The organism is Pedococcus sp. P3_C7 (assembly GCF_056402615.1).
In genome coordinates, this window is the sequence record NZ_JBFUHC010000012.1 from 36,396 (window position 1) to 51,226 (window position 14,831).

General features: G+C 70.0%; 16 protein-coding genes and 1 riboswitch. Of the genes, 8 read left to right on the forward strand and 8 right to left on the reverse strand.

The window, feature by feature from the left end; translation table 11 throughout:
• Nucleotides 1-51: 51 nt before the first annotated feature.
• The gene (locus AC1DS4_RS16950; RefSeq protein WP_477633489.1) at nt 52-441 is read right to left on the reverse strand and encodes a hypothetical protein; all 390 of its coding nucleotides are present in this window, start codon (nt 439-441) and stop codon (nt 52-54) included.
• 152 nt (nt 442-593) lie between these two features.
• On the opposite strand from AC1DS4_RS16950, the gene AC1DS4_RS16955 reads away from it, so the two are divergent.
• Nucleotides 594-881 carry a DUF1905 domain-containing protein gene (locus tag AC1DS4_RS16955; protein WP_477633488.1) on the forward strand — a complete coding sequence of 96 codons (288 nt, stop codon included), beginning with the start codon at nt 594-596 and terminating at the stop codon, nt 879-881.
• A gap of 45 nt (nt 882-926) precedes the next feature.
• On the opposite strand, the gene AC1DS4_RS16960 is transcribed toward AC1DS4_RS16955, so the two are convergent.
• Nucleotides 927-1,799 (reverse strand): class I SAM-dependent methyltransferase, encoded by an 873-nt coding sequence (locus AC1DS4_RS16960; RefSeq protein WP_477633487.1) that lies wholly within the window; start codon nt 1,797-1,799, stop codon nt 927-929.
• Nucleotides 1,800-2,119: 320 nt separating this feature from the next.
• On the opposite strand from AC1DS4_RS16960, the gene AC1DS4_RS16965 reads away from it, so the two are divergent.
• Nucleotides 2,120-3,409, forward strand: a complete 1,290-nt coding sequence (locus tag AC1DS4_RS16965; protein WP_477633486.1) for a D-alanyl-D-alanine carboxypeptidase/D-alanyl-D-alanine-endopeptidase — start codon at nt 2,120-2,122, stop codon at nt 3,407-3,409.
• A 46-nt stretch (nt 3,410-3,455) separates the two neighbouring features.
• Here the strand turns inward: AC1DS4_RS16965 and AC1DS4_RS16970 are convergent, their stop codons facing one another.
• Nucleotides 3,456-3,665, reverse strand: coding sequence for a hypothetical protein (locus tag AC1DS4_RS16970; RefSeq protein ID WP_477633485.1), 210 nt, complete (start codon nt 3,663-3,665; stop codon nt 3,456-3,458).
• Between the two features lie 122 nt (nt 3,666-3,787).
• On the opposite strand from AC1DS4_RS16970, the gene AC1DS4_RS16975 reads away from it, so the two are divergent.
• The 4 genes from AC1DS4_RS16975 (at nt 3,788) to AC1DS4_RS16990 (ending at nt 7,943) form a co-directional block, all read left to right on the forward strand.
• Nucleotides 3,788-4,282: a MarR family winged helix-turn-helix transcriptional regulator gene (locus AC1DS4_RS16975; RefSeq protein ID WP_477633484.1), complete on the forward strand. Its 495-nt coding sequence runs from the start codon at nt 3,788-3,790 to the stop codon at nt 4,280-4,282.
• A 46-nt stretch (nt 4,283-4,328) separates the two neighbouring features.
• A complete protein-coding gene (locus AC1DS4_RS16980; RefSeq protein ID WP_477615779.1) occupies nt 4,329-5,669 on the forward strand; it encodes an HNH endonuclease signature motif containing protein in 1,341 nt (446 codons plus the stop codon).
• 63 nt (nt 5,670-5,732) lie between these two features.
• Nucleotides 5,733-7,415 (forward strand): alpha-glucosidase, encoded by a 1,683-nt coding sequence (locus AC1DS4_RS16985; protein ID WP_477633483.1) that lies wholly within the window; start codon nt 5,733-5,735, stop codon nt 7,413-7,415.
• A 123-nt stretch (nt 7,416-7,538) separates the two neighbouring features.
• Nucleotides 7,539-7,943, forward strand: a complete 405-nt coding sequence (locus AC1DS4_RS16990; RefSeq protein WP_477615877.1) for a PLD nuclease N-terminal domain-containing protein — start codon at nt 7,539-7,541, stop codon at nt 7,941-7,943.
• Nucleotides 7,944-7,954: 11 nt separating this feature from the next.
• On the opposite strand, the gene AC1DS4_RS16995 is transcribed toward AC1DS4_RS16990, so the two are convergent.
• Complete coding sequence (locus AC1DS4_RS16995; RefSeq protein ID WP_477615781.1) at nt 7,955-8,848, reverse strand: DUF1028 domain-containing protein; 894 nt, start codon at nt 8,846-8,848, stop codon at nt 7,955-7,957.
• Between the two features lie 122 nt (nt 8,849-8,970).
• On the opposite strand from AC1DS4_RS16995, the gene AC1DS4_RS17000 reads away from it, so the two are divergent.
• Nucleotides 8,971-10,083 (forward strand): calcium:cation antiporter, encoded by a 1,113-nt coding sequence (locus AC1DS4_RS17000; protein ID WP_477633482.1) that lies wholly within the window; start codon nt 8,971-8,973, stop codon nt 10,081-10,083.
• Nucleotides 10,084-10,127: 44 nt separating this feature from the next.
• The gene (locus tag AC1DS4_RS17005) at nt 10,128-10,688 is read left to right on the forward strand and encodes an O-acetyl-ADP-ribose deacetylase (RefSeq protein ID WP_477615783.1); all 561 of its coding nucleotides are present in this window, start codon (nt 10,128-10,130) and stop codon (nt 10,686-10,688) included.
• Nucleotides 10,689-10,706: 18 nt separating this feature from the next.
• On the opposite strand, the gene AC1DS4_RS17010 is transcribed toward AC1DS4_RS17005, so the two are convergent.
• From AC1DS4_RS17010 to AC1DS4_RS17025, 4 genes are all read right to left on the reverse strand, one after another.
• Complete coding sequence (locus tag AC1DS4_RS17010) at nt 10,707-11,417, reverse strand: DsbA family oxidoreductase (RefSeq protein WP_477646081.1); 711 nt, start codon at nt 11,415-11,417, stop codon at nt 10,707-10,709.
• A 219-nt stretch (nt 11,418-11,636) separates the two neighbouring features.
• Nucleotides 11,637-12,305: a C40 family peptidase gene (locus tag AC1DS4_RS17015; protein ID WP_477633480.1), complete on the reverse strand. Its 669-nt coding sequence runs from the start codon at nt 12,303-12,305 to the stop codon at nt 11,637-11,639.
• Nucleotides 12,306-12,367: 62 nt separating this feature from the next.
• A riboswitch (cyclic di-AMP (ydaO/yuaA leader) is annotated at nt 12,368-12,569 on the reverse strand.
• Nucleotides 12,570-12,758: 189 nt separating this feature from the next.
• Nucleotides 12,759-13,457 carry an iron-dependent transcriptional repressor DtxR gene (locus tag AC1DS4_RS17020; RefSeq protein WP_477633479.1) on the reverse strand — a complete coding sequence of 233 codons (699 nt, stop codon included), beginning with the start codon at nt 13,455-13,457 and terminating at the stop codon, nt 12,759-12,761.
• A 26-nt stretch (nt 13,458-13,483) separates the two neighbouring features.
• Nucleotides 13,484-14,770 carry an MFS transporter gene (locus AC1DS4_RS17025; protein ID WP_477633478.1) on the reverse strand — a complete coding sequence of 429 codons (1,287 nt, stop codon included), beginning with the start codon at nt 14,768-14,770 and terminating at the stop codon, nt 13,484-13,486.
• Nucleotides 14,771-14,831 lie beyond the last annotated feature (61 nt).

Consider the following 14,831-nt stretch of genomic DNA (forward strand, 5'->3'; position numbering starts at 1 on the left):
CAGGAAGATCGCGCACCGCTGGGTCCAGAACGCAACGAGCCCGGCTGAGCCTCAGCTGCTCCCCTGTCGAAGTCGCCGGACGACCATGCCGACCAGACCAGCCACCGCCAGCACGAGTCCGAGCTGGACGACGTAGAAGACCAAGGCCACACCCGGGCCGGACGGGTCTCCGCGGTAGGTCAGCTTGAGGCTGATCTCCCCCAGGACCGTCAACACCACGGCCCCCACCACTACCGAGCCCAGCAGCACCAACCACTCACCGAGGCGACCCAGCAGGAACCCCCACGCGAGCGTGGCCACACCCGCGCCGATCGCCACCAGGCTCCCGAGGGCGTCCGAGGTGGGATACCCGACCTGGTCCCAGACCATGCCCAGCGTCGGCGGGGCACAGAGGCACACGAGCCACGCCAACCCCCACGCCCAGAATCCTGATCGCCTCATGACGGGGACCTCCGTCGTCGGGTAGCCGCCCCACACCGCGGTGCAGCCGGGCCGTGGGCATTGGCCCCGATCGTCCACCTCGCGCGGCGCGACGGCAACGCGAGCTCCGGGACGAGACTCCCAGCGACCCCCGCGCTCCTATCCTGTGCCGCATGGAGATGGAGTTCAGCGGTGAGATCTGGTTCTGGAAGGGTCCGTCGCCGTTCCACTTCGTCACAGTGCCAGAGGAGCTCTGCGATGCGCTCGACGCGACGGCCGGGTTGGTGAGCTACGGCTGGGGGATGATCCCGGTCCAGGTCCGGATCGGCGACACGGGCTGGAAGACCTCGCTCTGGCCCAAGGACGGCCGCTACATCGTGCCGCTCAAGGACGCCGTGCGCCGGGCCGAGGGGCTCGAGCTCGGCACGACCACGACGGTCCGGCTCGTCGTCGACGTCTGACGGCGCGGGCGCCGGCGGTACTCCTCCGGCAGACCCGCCCCTGCCTCAGGCCCGTTCCGCGGTGGTCGTCGAGGAGAGGGACTCGGCCGACACGGACGGCTCGGGTGCCCGCACCAGCCAGACACAGTCCCGAGGCACCGACGTGGTGTCCTTGAGCAGGACTTCGTAGCCGAGGTGGTCGAGGAATCGCTGCATGATGCTGTCGGTCATCACCGAGAACGCTGAGCCACTGCGACCCATGAGGTTGTGCTGGTACTCGCGCACGAAGCGCTGCCAACCGCGGTCAGTGAGCATGTTGCCGTGGTGCAGGAGCACCAGCCGACGTCCGCGCATCAGGACGGGGATGCGCACGAGGTAGTTGAAGATGTCGCGTGGCTCCACGTGGACCAGCGTGTCGAAGCAGAACAGGAGGTCGATGCTGGCTTCCGGGATGCCCTCGAGCGTGCGCCCGTCGAGCTTCACGTAGGACATCCGGTCGTCGCCGAGCCGCTCACGGGTGGCCCGGAGCATGTCGGCGGAGATGTCCGCACACGTCACGTGCGCCGCGTGCTCGCGCAACAGGAGGGCGGTGCGACCGCCGCCCACGCCGATCTCGAGGACGTTGTCGGACGACTCGACGTACGGGGTGATGAACACACGCTCGATCAGCTCGATGTACGCATCGATGTTCTCCGCCGCCCCAGCCTCGGTTCCCTGCCACTCGTCGCCGAGGAACGTGGCATCGGGGAACCGTTCCCGCCAGGTCTTGGCGTAGCTGTCCCACGCACCCTCGTAGTCGACCCCGCTGAGGGACTTGGGGGTCGACTCCGGCGCGACCCGGGGAGCCGCGGTGGACTCCCGGGTCGGGTTGGTCGTGCCGTACCGGGCCACGGTCACGGTCTTGCGGATCCGCCTGCGAACGCGCTGGGCCAACCTCATCGGGTACCACACTCCAGTTTCGTTTCTGGCTCCGGATCTCTGCCGGGGCGCACCCTGCCTACCAGCCGTGACCAGCCGTGGCAAATGGTTCACCGAGCCCACGGTCCGCGGGTCACGACCCCGCGGACCGCGGATCGTGCGCGCTGACCGGGCCACGCGGCATACAGGCACATCCAACTCAGGTGAACGGGCAGAAACGCTGTGAATATCGGTTGAAAGCCCCCACTGGGCTGCGGGCGGGCGTACCTTCGCCCCATCCCCCGCAGCCCCACCTGCCCCAACCGTCGCCGGCCGAGGCAGACCAGTTCCTTAGGACCGGCATGACCTCACGCCCCCGCTCCGTGACCTTCCGCCGACTCACGATCGCCGCGCTGGCCAGTGCGCTCGGCGCCGCGCCCGTCCTGGCGACGACCGGCAGTGCCGACGCCGCCGTGCCGACCGCCACCACCACCTACGTCGCGACCGCGGCGGACACCCGGATCGCGACGAAGCTGCAGGCGCGGGTCACGACAACGCGCTTCGGCACGTCGTTCACCGGTGCCGTCATCGACGCCGCGAGCGGCAAGGTCGTGTGGAGCAAGAACGGCGGCACCGGCTACATGCCCGCCTCCACGACCAAGTGGGTGACCGCCACTGACGCGCTGCGGGTCTTCGGCGCGTCGTACCGGTTCACGACGAAGGTCAAGCGCGGCTCGCAGGCGGACCAGGTCATCCTCATCGGCTCGGGCGACCCCGCCTTCTCGTCGGCGCAGCTCACGGCCCTCGCGAAGACCACGGCGGCCGCCATGAAGGCGCGTGGACAGCTGCGCGTCCGGCTGTATGCCGACGACACCCTCTTCGCGGCGCCCACCCTGGCGACGGGGTGGCGTTCGACGTACATCCCGGCAGACACCACGTGGCTGCGGGCCCTGGTCGTCGACGGGCGGCAGGTCACCGACAGCAGCATCGACGCGGCCAACCTGTTCGCGGCCAAGCTCAAGACCTACGGCCTCACGGTCACCCGGATCGGCCGTGGCACCGCGACGGCGACCAACCCGGTGCTGGCCACCTCGGCCGGGCAGACCGTCAGCCAGATCGTGTCGCGGATGATGCTCGAGTCCGACAACGAGCACGCCGAGGCGCTGCACCGCCTGGTCGGCATCAAGCTGGGCTACGGCAAGACGTGGACCGCGGCGAGGTCGGCGCAGACGGCCCGGCTTCGGAGCGAGGGCCTGTCCGCCAACGCGCTCTATGACGGGTCGGGACTGTCGCGCAGCGACCGCCTCACCGGGTTGCAGCTCGCACGACTCGTGACCAACGTGTTCGAACCCGCCAACGCGACCCCCTTCGCCCTCCTGCGCAGCAACGCCGGCCTGCCGGTCTCTGGTCAGACGGGCACCCTGCGGGCGTCCTGGGGACGGTTCACCGCGTCGACCTCGAAGTGCGCCGTCGGCAAGGTCCACGCCAAGACCGGCACCCTGAGCGACGCGGTCGCGCTGAGTGGCTGGACCGTCGGCACGGACGGGCGAGTCAAGGCCTTTGCCTTCGTCGTCAACGGAAAGCCCACGTCGACGACGGTCCTGCGCCAGAACATCGACATGCTCGCGGCGACCGTCACCGGCTGCTACTGAGCGGTTGGACCTGGCTGCTGCGGGCCGGCTGGTCAGGCCTGACTGGTCAAGCCTGGCTGGTCCCGCCGGGCTCCCGCAGCTCGCGAGCCCGACGGGCCGCGGCGACCTTGGCGGCCCGCTTGCGCTCGAGCCGGCGGTGCGGGTCCTCGGCCTCGCCCAGCTGCGCCGGCCCGTACAGGTGCATGCCGAGCACCTTGACGCGGTAGGCGATCCGATAGCCCAGCGTCAGTCCCTCACGGTCAGCCTTGCGACTCATTGCTCACTCCCCATTGCCTCGGTGCACGTGCCCCGTATGGGCTCGGCCTGGTCTCGGACATTTGTTAGTGCCCTAACTACCTGTGCACTAACGATAGCCCCCGATCCCCTAGACTCGAAATCGTGACCACCCGCGCTGCCCCCGCGACCACCACACCGGTCGACCTGCTCAAGCTCGACCGGCAGGTCTGCTTCGCCCTGGCGGTCGCGTCGCGCAACGTGATCGCGCTCTACCGGCCACTGCTCGAGCCCATGGGCCTGACCCATCCGCAGTACCTCGTCATGCTGGCCCTCTGGGAGGACTCACCGCTGCGCGTCAGCGACCTCGCCCAACGCCTCAGCCTGGAGCCGGCGACGCTCTCACCACTGCTCAAGCGCCTCGAAGCCAGCGGCATGGTCAGCCGCGACCGCGACCCCCTCGACGACCGCGCCCTGGCGGTCTCCCTCACCAGGAAGGGCGCGGCCGCCCGCAAGCGGGCCGAACGCATCCCGCCGGCGATCATCGACCGCCTCGGCATGAGCATCGGTGAGCTCGAAGCCATGCGCGACAGCCTCACCCACCTGATCGCCGCGGCCGCGGAGCCGCCCCAGGGCACTCAGCAACCCTCAGGTTCCTAGCCATACCCTGGTTGACATTCGAACAGGTGTTCGAATAGAGTCAGGTATGGCCATCGCCCCCCTCCACCCGTCGCCGCCCTTGTCGGCGGCCGATGGAGTGCGTCAGCTCCACTCGGTGCTGGACCGGTGCGATGGTGTCGAAGAGCTGTCGGGGCAAGAGGCGTCGACCCTGATCGACGACCTCGAGCGGGCGGTGACCCGCCTCCAGGCCATGAAGCTGTCACTGGTGGCGGTCGTCGACAAAGCCGACGTGGCCGGGGACGCGGGGATGACGGGCACGGCTGCCTGGCTGGCGGCGCGTTCTCGACGCGACGGGGCGGCAGCAGCCAAGGACGTGCGGCTGGCCACCGCTCTCGACGAGGGGCTGCCCGCGACCAAGGCGGCGCTGAGCGAGGGTCAGTTGTCGACCGAGCATGCCCATGTCATTGCGCGCGCGACGGAGCAGCTGCCCTCGGGCCTCGACGAGACGGAGCGAGTCGCGATCGAGCAGTCGCTCGTCGCAGTGGCAAGACGAGTCGACCCGGTTGCGTTGCGCAAGAAGGCACGACGGGCCCTCGAGGCAGCCCAACGGCACCAGGCCGAGGTCGACGCCCACGAGGATTCGATCCTTCGCTCCGAGGAGGAGCGCGCCCTCGCGGCGACCAAGCTGACCATGCACGACAACCACGACGGCACCATGACGGGGCACTTCACCGTGCCCACCCTGGCCGGCCAGATCCTGAAGAAGGTCGTCCAGCAGCTCGCCTCGCCCCGCCGGTTCGCCCAGCGCGCGGCGCGGGACGCGAAGGCCCAGGCCCTCGAGGCCGGCGCTGACCTGACCGCCGCCGAGACCGCGGAGGCGACGTGGGACGCGTTCCGGGCCGAGGAGCTGGGCTGGTCGCAGAAGTACGGGCGGGCGTTCGTCGAGCTGCTGGAGCACCTGCCCACCGACCACCTGTCGGGCAAGGTCAACGCGACGATCCTGGTCACGCTGGACCACGACAAGCTCAAGGCCTCGGTCGGGGCGGCTCACCTCGACACCGGCCACGACGTCTCCGCCTCCGAGGCCCGCAGACTGGCCTGCGGCGCGGGGATCGTGCCAGCGGTCCTCGGCGGGGAGTCCCAACTCCTCGATCTCGGCCGGTCGCAACGATTCTTCACCGAGGCGCAACGGGTCGCGCTCGCCCTGACCTACGACTCCTGTGCCGCCGACGACTGCGATCGGCCCTACGCGTGGACCGAGCATCATCACGAGGATCCGTGGGCGACCGGCGGACGGACGGACCTCGACCTGGCCGTCCCTCTCTGCGGCTACCACCACAAGCGGATCCACGACCCCGGCTACCACCACCGCGTCCTGCGCGAGGGCACCGGTCGCAAACGAGTCACCTTCGTAAAACGGACATGAGCCTGGCGCGTCCGGATCACTGCTGCGCTTGCCGAGGGGGGTGCGGGTCGAAAGACTCACGCCATGACCGATGACCAGTGGTTCCGCGAAGCCGTCGTCTACCAGATCTATCCCCGCAGCTTCCAGGACTCCAACGGTGACGGCATCGGTGACGTCCCGGGCATCATCAACCGACTCGACTACCTCGAGCAGCTCGGTGTCGACGTCGTGTGGCTGTCCCCGATCTACACGAGCCCCCAGGACGACAACGGCTACGACATCGCCGACTACCAGGACATCGACCCGACGTTCGGCACCCTCGCTGACGTGGACTCGCTGATCGAGCAGGCGCACGCCCGCGGCATCCGGATCGTCATGGACCTCGTCGTGAACCACACGTCCGACGAGCACCCGTGGTTCGTGGAATCCCGTTCCAGCAAGGAGAACCCGAAGCGCGACTGGTACTGGTGGCGCACGGGCGATGGCGAAGCGCCGAACAACTGGGAGTCGTTCTTCAGCGGACCCGCCTGGGAGCTGGACGAGGCGACCGGCGAGTACTACCTGCACCTGTTCAGCCGCAAGCAGCCCGACCTCAACTGGGAGAACCCGGAGGTCCGCGAAGCGGTCTACGCGATGATGCGCTGGTGGCTCGATCGCGGCATCGACGGGTTCCGCATGGATGTCATCAACATGATCTCGAAGGTGACGTCGCTGCCCGATGGGGAGCCGCTGCCCGGCTACCCCGAGCTCGGCGACGGCACACCGCACTTCCTCAACGGGCCCCGGATCCACGAGTTCCTCCAGGAGATGCACAAGTCCGTCTTCGAGGGCCGGGCGGAGAAGCTGCTCACCGTCGGCGAGATGCCCGGGGTCACGGTCGAGGACGCGATCCTCTACACCGACCCCTCGCGTCACGAGGTGGACATGGTGTTCCAGTTCGAGCACGTGGGACTCGACATCGGTGCGCACAAGTGGGACCGCAGCCGGGTCGACCTGCGCGACCTCAAGACCTCCCTCGGTCGCTGGCAGGAGGGTCTCGCGGAGGTCGGCTGGAACTCGCTCTACTGGAACAACCACGACCAGCCTCGGGCGGTGTCACGGTTTGGCTCCGACGCTCCAGAACACCGAGTCGCCTCCGCCAAGCTTCTCGGGACTGTGCTGCACCTGCACCGAGGCACGCCCTACGTCTACCAGGGCGAAGAGCTCGGCATGACCAACGTGCCGTTCGCGACGGCCGACGACTTCCTCGACATCGAGTCGGTCAACTACTTCCGGTTGGCGACCGGCGCTGGGGGTGACGTCGAGGAGATCCTCGTCAACCTGCGGCTCGGGAGCCGCGACAATGCCCGCTCCCCCATGCAGTGGGACGACAGCACCAACGCCGGCTTCACGACCGGAAAGCCTTGGGCCGCAACGAACCCCAACTACACGGAGATCAACGCGGCCGCCGCGGTGGCCGACGATGGCTCTGTGTTCCACCACTACCGACGCCTGATCGAGCTGCGCCACACCGAGCCGGCCATCGCCCACGGCGACTTCACGATGATCGCGCCGGACCACACGGCCCTCTACGCCTTCACCCGCTCCCACGCGGGCACCGACCTGCTGGTCCTCGCCAACTTCTCCGGGGACGACCTCGACCTGACCAGCGCGGTCACCGACCTCGACCGATGGTCCGGCGCGGCCCTGCTGCTCGGCAACCTGGGTGACCCCGCGTCGCCCACAGCCCCCCTCCGCCCCTGGGAAGCCCGCCTGCTCAAGCGCTGACGTCGGGCGGGAACGGGCGGGAGATTCTGGGTAATCAGCCCATCCGAATTGCTTCGTTGTGCCACGCTTCTTGGCGTGATTCGAGCAGAACTTGGATTGGGGATCCTCGGGACGGCGTTGTGGATGTATTGCCTCTTCGACGTGATCATGACCGATGAGTCGCGGATCCGGAACCTGCCGAAGGTGACCTGGATCTTCATCGTGCTGGTGACGTCGGTGGTCGGCGCCGTGGCCTGGCTCGTGGCCGGACGACCGCAGGGACCGGCGCGGAGCCTGCCCTACAAGGGCAACACCGGCGCGGCGTACCCGGAGTACGAGCGACCTGGCCGGTTCGTCGCGACCAACCCGGATGACGACGCTGCGTTCCTGCGGCAGGTGCGGGAGCGTGCGGAGGCGCAGCTGAAGGAAGCCAAGCGCCAACGGATGGAGCGCGAGCGGCTCGAGGCCGAGGAGCGCGAACGTCGCCGGCGGCAGGCCAATGGCGGCGGCACCGGGACCGCCGAACCCGACCAGGTGGACCCGGCCTAGCCCGAGTAGGACTAGCCGGTCGTGGATCCGGTGGCGTCGCGCAGGGCGGCCAGCACCTTGGAGTCGATCCCGTCGGGGCTGAGCCGCATCTCGTAGTTGGCCTCGCCGGCCCAGGCGGCCAGGGCCTGCGTCACCTCGCCGTGGTGGCCGAGCAGCGCCAGCCTCCGGCCTACCTCGTCAGCCACCGTGCTGGCCTCACCCGAGCCGGAGCCGCCGGACTCGTCGGACCTGTCGGACCCGTCGGACCCGTCGGACCAGCGCAGCACGAGCTCGGGGCCACCGAAGACGAGGTCGTTCAGTCGCAACAGCCGGGCCAGCTCCCGGGGAGCCTCCGGGTGGTCATCGACCCGGAGGTCGGCGAGGACCCCGCAGTGGTCGTACCCCGCGCCTGGCAGCACGGCATACAGGGCAGCGCCCTGGCGACCCCGTGAGTCGCCACCCGCGGCGTCGCCGGCCAACAGCGCCTCGACGAGGCGGTCGGTGAGGGAGGCGCCGGCGGATCCGAGCCACGCGGCTTCCATCGCCGCCACGACGTCGGGACCGGTGAGGATGTTGCCCTGGATGGCATAGCCGCCGCTGCTCTCGCGACCACTGACGCCGCCCGCCCAGTTCATGCACGAGTCACCCGTCCACGTCGCCTGCGTGTCGACACCCACGACCCCGAGCTGGCGGTGGGCGCGGTCCGCATCGGAGGAGGTGCATGCAACGACCGCCTCGTCGGCGGACGCCCCGTCGGCGAGGGCGTCCAACGCCACGGCCCGGTAACCCACCCTGGCCATCGCCTGCGTGGCCACGGCTCCGACGCCCAGGCGGGCCTGCGGGACGACTGCCCCGACGAAGGGGAACTTGCTCGCGACGGCCACGCCGAAGCCCTCACCCACCTGGCCGACGATCGAGAAGGTCATGGGTCGACCGTAGCGACTGCGACTCGGCGATCGGCAGTCGGCGATGGGGAGTCGGCGATTGGGAGCCGGCGATTGGGAGCCGGCGATTGGGAGTCGGCGCCGCTCACCTGTGAGAATGGGGCATGGCCGCGAAAACGACCAGGACCGAATCCCTGAGCAGTTTTCTGACCTGGACCACCCTCGCGCCGCTGACAGCCATCCTCGCCCTCGTGCTCACGTGGGGCCGACACCTCGGCACCCTGCCCGTCCTGGTCGTCGCAGTGACCCTCGCCGCCGCCGTCCTGGCAGCGGTTCACCACGCAGAGGTGGTCGCCCACCGCGTCGGCGAACCGTTCGGCTCGCTCGTCCTGGCCGTGGCCGTCACGATCATCGAGGTGGCGCTGATCGTCACGCTGATGATCAGTGGCGGCAAGGACACCGAGTCCCTGGCCCGCGACACCGTCTTCGCCGCGGTCATGATCACGTGCAACGGCATCGTCGGGCTGTCGCTGTTCCTCGGTGCGGTGAGGTACCGCCTCATCTCCTTCAACGCCGAGGGCACGGGGGCGGCCCTGGCCACCGTGACCACGCTGGCCGTCATGACGATGGTGGTGCCGACGTTCACGACGAGCGCGCCCGGTCCGGAGTTCTCGAGCTCTCAGCTCGCCTTCGCTGCGGTCATCTCGCTCGCGCTCTACGGGATGTTCGTGTCGACGCAGACGAGACGGCACCGCGACTTCTTCCTGCCCGTGGCCCACGACGGCAAACCACTCGAGGACGAGCACGCCGACCCGCCCAGCGACCGCGAGACCCTGCAGAGTCTCGGGCTGCTGCTCGTGTCGCTCGTCGCGGTCGTCGGTCTGGCCAAGGTCGAGTCCCCGGCCATCGAGTCGGCCGTGGCAGCGGCAGGCTTTCCTCAGTCGTTCGTCGGCGTCGTCATCGCCCTCCTGGTGCTGCTGCCCGAAACCCTCGCCGCCGCCCGCGCCGCCCGCGGCAACCGCATCCAGACCAGCCTCAACCTCGCGCTCGGATCGGCCATGGCCAGCATCGGGCTGACCATCCCGGCCATCGCGATCGCCTCGATCTGGCTCGACGGTCCGCTGGTCCTGGGCCTCGGCCCGACCCAGATGGTGCTGCTGGCCCTGACCGTGGTCGTGAGTGTGCTCACCGTGGTCCCCGGTCGCGCGACGCGGCTGCAAGGTGGGGTCCACCTCGTGCTGCTCGCCGCGTTCGTCTTCCTCGCGGTCAACCCCTAGGCGCACTCTGCCGTCAGGCTGGTCGCGCGGCATACCGTGGGTGGGTGGTCACCATCGAAGCCGTCCTGGGCGACATCACGACCGAGCGGGTCGACGCCATCGTCAACGCCGCGAACTCGATGCTGCTCGGCGGGGGTGGGGTGGACGGCGCGATCCACGCGGCGGCGGGGCCACGACTGCTCGAAGCATGTCGGCGGGTGCGCAACACCACCCACCGGGGCGGGCTCGACGTGGGGGACGCCGTGGCGACGACCGCGGGCGACCTGCCCGCCCGATGGGTGATCCACACCGTCGGCCCGAACCGGCATCGCGGGCAGACCGACCCGGCGCTGCTGGCATCCTGCTTCAGCCGCAGCCTCGAGGTCGCCCGTGAGGTGGGTGCCCGCAGCATCGCGTTCCCGGCGGTCAGCGCGGGTGTCTACGGCTGGGACCCGGTGGAGGTGGCGCGGATCGCGGTCGACGTCGTGCGCGCGAGCCTCCAGGGCGAGCGGGACGAGCCACCGGAAGGTCACCAGCGCGGGGACGACCAGCCGATCGAGCTCGTGCGGTTCGTGCTGTTCAGCCGAGCGACGCTGGCCTCCTTCGAGGCAGCCCTCGCCGACTGAGCGGGACCACCCGCCTCGTCAGGCCCCGGCGCTCATCGCCTCGTGGTCGCCGTTGAGAGCGGCTTCGATCAGCTGGCCGATGACTTCGGGCGAGTGGGCGCCGGAGAGGGCCACCCGCCGGTTGGCCATGAAGAACGGCACCCCGGAGACACCGATGTCGGTGGCAGCCTCTTCGTCGGCGCGCACGTGGTCGGCGAACTCGTCGCTGGCGAGCACCGCCGACACGCGACGCCCGTCGAGCCCTGCCTCGGCGCCGMGGCGCTGCAGGGTCTCGATGTCGTCGATCAGCCTGCCCTCGGTGAAGTGGGCGCTGTAGAAGCGTTCGAGCACCGCAGCCTGCAGCGCCGGGCCACCCTGGGCCAGGCCGAGCGCGATCAGGCGGTGCGCGTCGAACGAGTTCGCTCGCAGCTGCTTGTCGACGACGATCTCCACCCCGTCGGGACGCCCCATCACGGCAGGTCGCTCGGCGATCTCACGAGCCCCTGCCAGGTCGGTGCCGTACCGCTGCGCCAACCACGCGAGGACCGTCTCCCCCTTGCCGTGCGCGACGTGGTGGTCGAGCTCGAAGGCGTGGTAGGTCACGGTGACCTCGGCCGGGTGCGCACTCTCGGCGATCGCCATCTCCAGCCGTCGCTTGCCGATGTAGCACCACGGGCAGACCACGTCCGCCCAGACATCGATCTCCACGGCGTGCGGGTGGAGGGCGTTGGTCGGGTGTGCGTCGTTCATCCGTCCATCCTCACACGACCGCGCAACCCGAGGTATGCCGCACGGTCGGCCCCGCGGCACACCACGGTCGGCCCCGCGGCATACCTCGGACTGGGGCGGGACTGGGTTGGACGGGTGGCGACTGGTGGGGACTGGTTGGGGACGGACGCCGCMGGCCCCCMCCCGCCGAAGCGGGAGGGGGCCTGCGGACCGTGGCTTGGCGCTGTGGCCAACCTCAGGTCAGGGGCGACCGTAGGTGACGTTCGAGGACCAGATGGAACGCAGCGCGACGGCCTGGCCGCTGCGCGGGGAGTCCCACATCTTGCCGTTCCCGGCGTAGATGCCCACGTGGTAGGCGGGGCTGCCGAAGAACACGAGGTCACCCGGCTGCGGGTTCGAGACGCGGGTGGTGGCTGCGCGCTGGGCGTCGGCGGTGCGCGGCAGGCTGATGCCGACCTTGCCGAAGACGTACTGCGTGAAGCCGGAGCAGTCGAAGCCGGTCGACGGGCTGGTGCCGCCGTAGGAGTACATCAGGCCTTCGTACTGGGCCGCGATGCCGAGCACGCCACCGGCAGCCGGCTTCAGGCTGGTGAAGTCCTTGCGGGCCGTCGAGCGGCTCGCGGTGCGGTCGCTCGTGCGGGCCGCCGCGACAGGCACGACGACGGGCTTGGGCTTGGCGGTCGCCTTGAAGCCGATGACACCGAAGGTGTTGGTCGCCGTCGGGGCTGCGGTCTCGGGCGCCTGCACCGCGACGGGCGCGGTGACAGTGGCGCTCTTGGCCACCGAGGACGGGCTGGCCGAGGCGGCAGAGGCGGGAAGGGCGAACGAGGCGACGAGACCACCGGAAGCGGCGATGACCGCAGAGGTCTTGACTGCGGGCTGCGCGGCGCTGGCCACGATGTCCGACAACTCGGAAACGGGATTGAAGCGACCCGGCGCGCGGTGGCGGCCAGAACTGTGTGAAGCCACGATGGATGAACCTCCGGCGCCTACGAGGTGAGCTGTCGGGTTCGGGTGGAGGTAGATCACCCGGCCTCCACGGTTGTCGCCCGACCTTGCGGGCGCGTGCGTGGAGACTTAACCCCAAGGACCATCTCGTGAAGAGAAGGCCCAAAGTTGGGTCCCCCGCTCCTGCCAAGCGGTTTGTACTGATGACTCGGGCGTGGTGACAGGACTAGGCGTTCCACATCGAGCCGGTCCACCCAGGGGGCGAGTGAACCGCAGCCACCGTACACAAGCCGCCTGGGAATGTCACATTGAGGTCACGGCAGCCCCAAGAAAGTCCAAGCCCACGTCTGGTCCGCCTGCGCCCTCGTGCTCACGAACCGCGGAACTGACCAAAGACCGGACACGCCGAAGCGCTCAGATGAGCGCACCAAACACGTGCTGGGCCACCTCGTCGGGCAGCGAGACACCGGTGGACTCCGGCGCGCCCTCGCGGACCGCCACCACGCGGCCGTCGGCGCGGTGCACCCGCACGCGCTCGCCGGGCAGCAGGCGCGCGACGGTGAGCAGGCTCAGCGCCTCGTGGTCGACCTGGACCGGCTCGCCGATGCGGCGAACAAGGACCGTCTCGGGAGAGTCGCCGGCCAGCTCGGTCAGGGTGCGCAGCCCGAAGCGGAAGTCCTCGGTCGGTTCCTCCTCACCCAGCTCGTCGAGGCCGGGGATGGGGTTGCCGTACGGCGAGTCGTGGTGGTCCTTGAGCATCGCGAGGATCTTGCGCTCGACCCGCTCGGACATCACGTGCTCCCAGCGGCAGGCCTCGTCGTGGACGTACTCCCACTCCAGGCCGATGACGTCGACCAGGAGGCGCTCGGCCAGCCGGTGCTTGCGCATGACCCGGGTGGCGAGAAGCCGGCCGTGGTCGGACAGCTCGAGGTGGCGGTCGCCGGCCAGGCTGAGCAGACCGTCGCGCTCCATCCGCGCGACGGTCTGGGAGACGGTCGGCCCGGAGTGCCCGAGACGCTCGGCGATGCGAGCGCGCAGGGGCGTGATGCCCTCTTCCTCGAGCTCGAAGATCGTCTTGAGGTACATCTCGGTGGTGTCGATCAGGTCGGTCACAGGCCTAAGCCTCTCACCTGCGGCCGTCAGCGGGATGCGCCGCCGCGCACCGGGTCGTAGCGCGGCACCCAGTAACCCAGCCAGCCGGTCCCGACCAGTGCCAGCCCGCCGAGGGTGAGGCAGGCTGCCGCCAGTCCCGCCTGCGCCGTGACGAGGCTGATCAGCGCCGGCGACCCGCTCATGCCCAGGACGGACACGAAGCGCCAGCCACCCAGGAACTGCGACCGCCCGACCTCCGGCGCGCTGTCGGCGCCGAGGGTCATCACGATGCCCGATCCCAGGCCGTTGCCCACGGCGGCGACGAGGGCGACCGCCGTGACGGCCAGCGCGCTGTGCGTCAGGGGCAGGGCGATCATCCCGATCCCGAGCAGCACGACGCACGGCACGGCCACCCAGATCCGGCCGAACCGGTCCATCACCGACCCTGCCGGGTAGAACAGCAGCATCTCGACACCGGCGACGATGCCGAAGATGACGGCCGTGGTGCTGGCGGACAGGCCGACGTGCGCAGCCCAGAGCGGGAGCAGGACGAGCCGGGCCGAGCGTGCGGCGCCGATGACCATGACTCCCAGGCCGATGGTCAGGTAGACCCTGCGGTGGTCCCAGAGCACCGCTGCGGTGCCGGTGGGAGTTCCGCCGGTGGAAGTTCCGCCGGCGGACGCTCGGTCGCGCAGCTCCCTGGCCTGCGCCTCGTGCGCCGCCGTGAGGTCCGGACCCAGCCACACCAGCGCCGCCGCCCCGAGGCCGGCCCCCACCGCGACCGCGAACCCGGCGCGCGGCCCCCACAGGTGGATGATCGGCGCCCCGATGAACGGCCCGATGAACATCCCGATCCGGTTCACCCCGCCGAGGGTCGACAGGGCTCGAGCGCGCATGGAGACCGGCACCGCGTCGATGAGGTAGGCCTGCCGTGCGACCAGGAACACGGACGACGTGAACCCCATCGCGAACACCGTCACCATGAGCACGCCGAGCGACGGGGCGGTCAGTGCCACGAAGGCCGCCACCGCGTCCACCGCGCTCGCCCACAGCAGCGCCCGTCGCTCCCCGACCCGGTGGACGAGCGCGCCGGCCGGCACCGCGAAGAAGAGCTCGGCGACCAGGGCCAGCCCGGCCGTGAGTGCGGCGATCGCCGGGGTCGCCCCGAGGTCGAGGGCACTCAGCGTGACGATCGGGACGACCGCGCCGCTGCCGATCGCCACGATGATGGTGGGACCGTAGGCCGGCACCGCGATCGCGCGCAGGCTGAAGGCGGTCTCGGTGTCGAGCTCGGGTCGAGGCTTGGGTGGCTTGGGTGGCTTGGGTGCGGACATCCCGGCCATTCTGACGCGCTCCGACGACGGACGCCCCTGACTTCTCACGCCCAGGGACCCC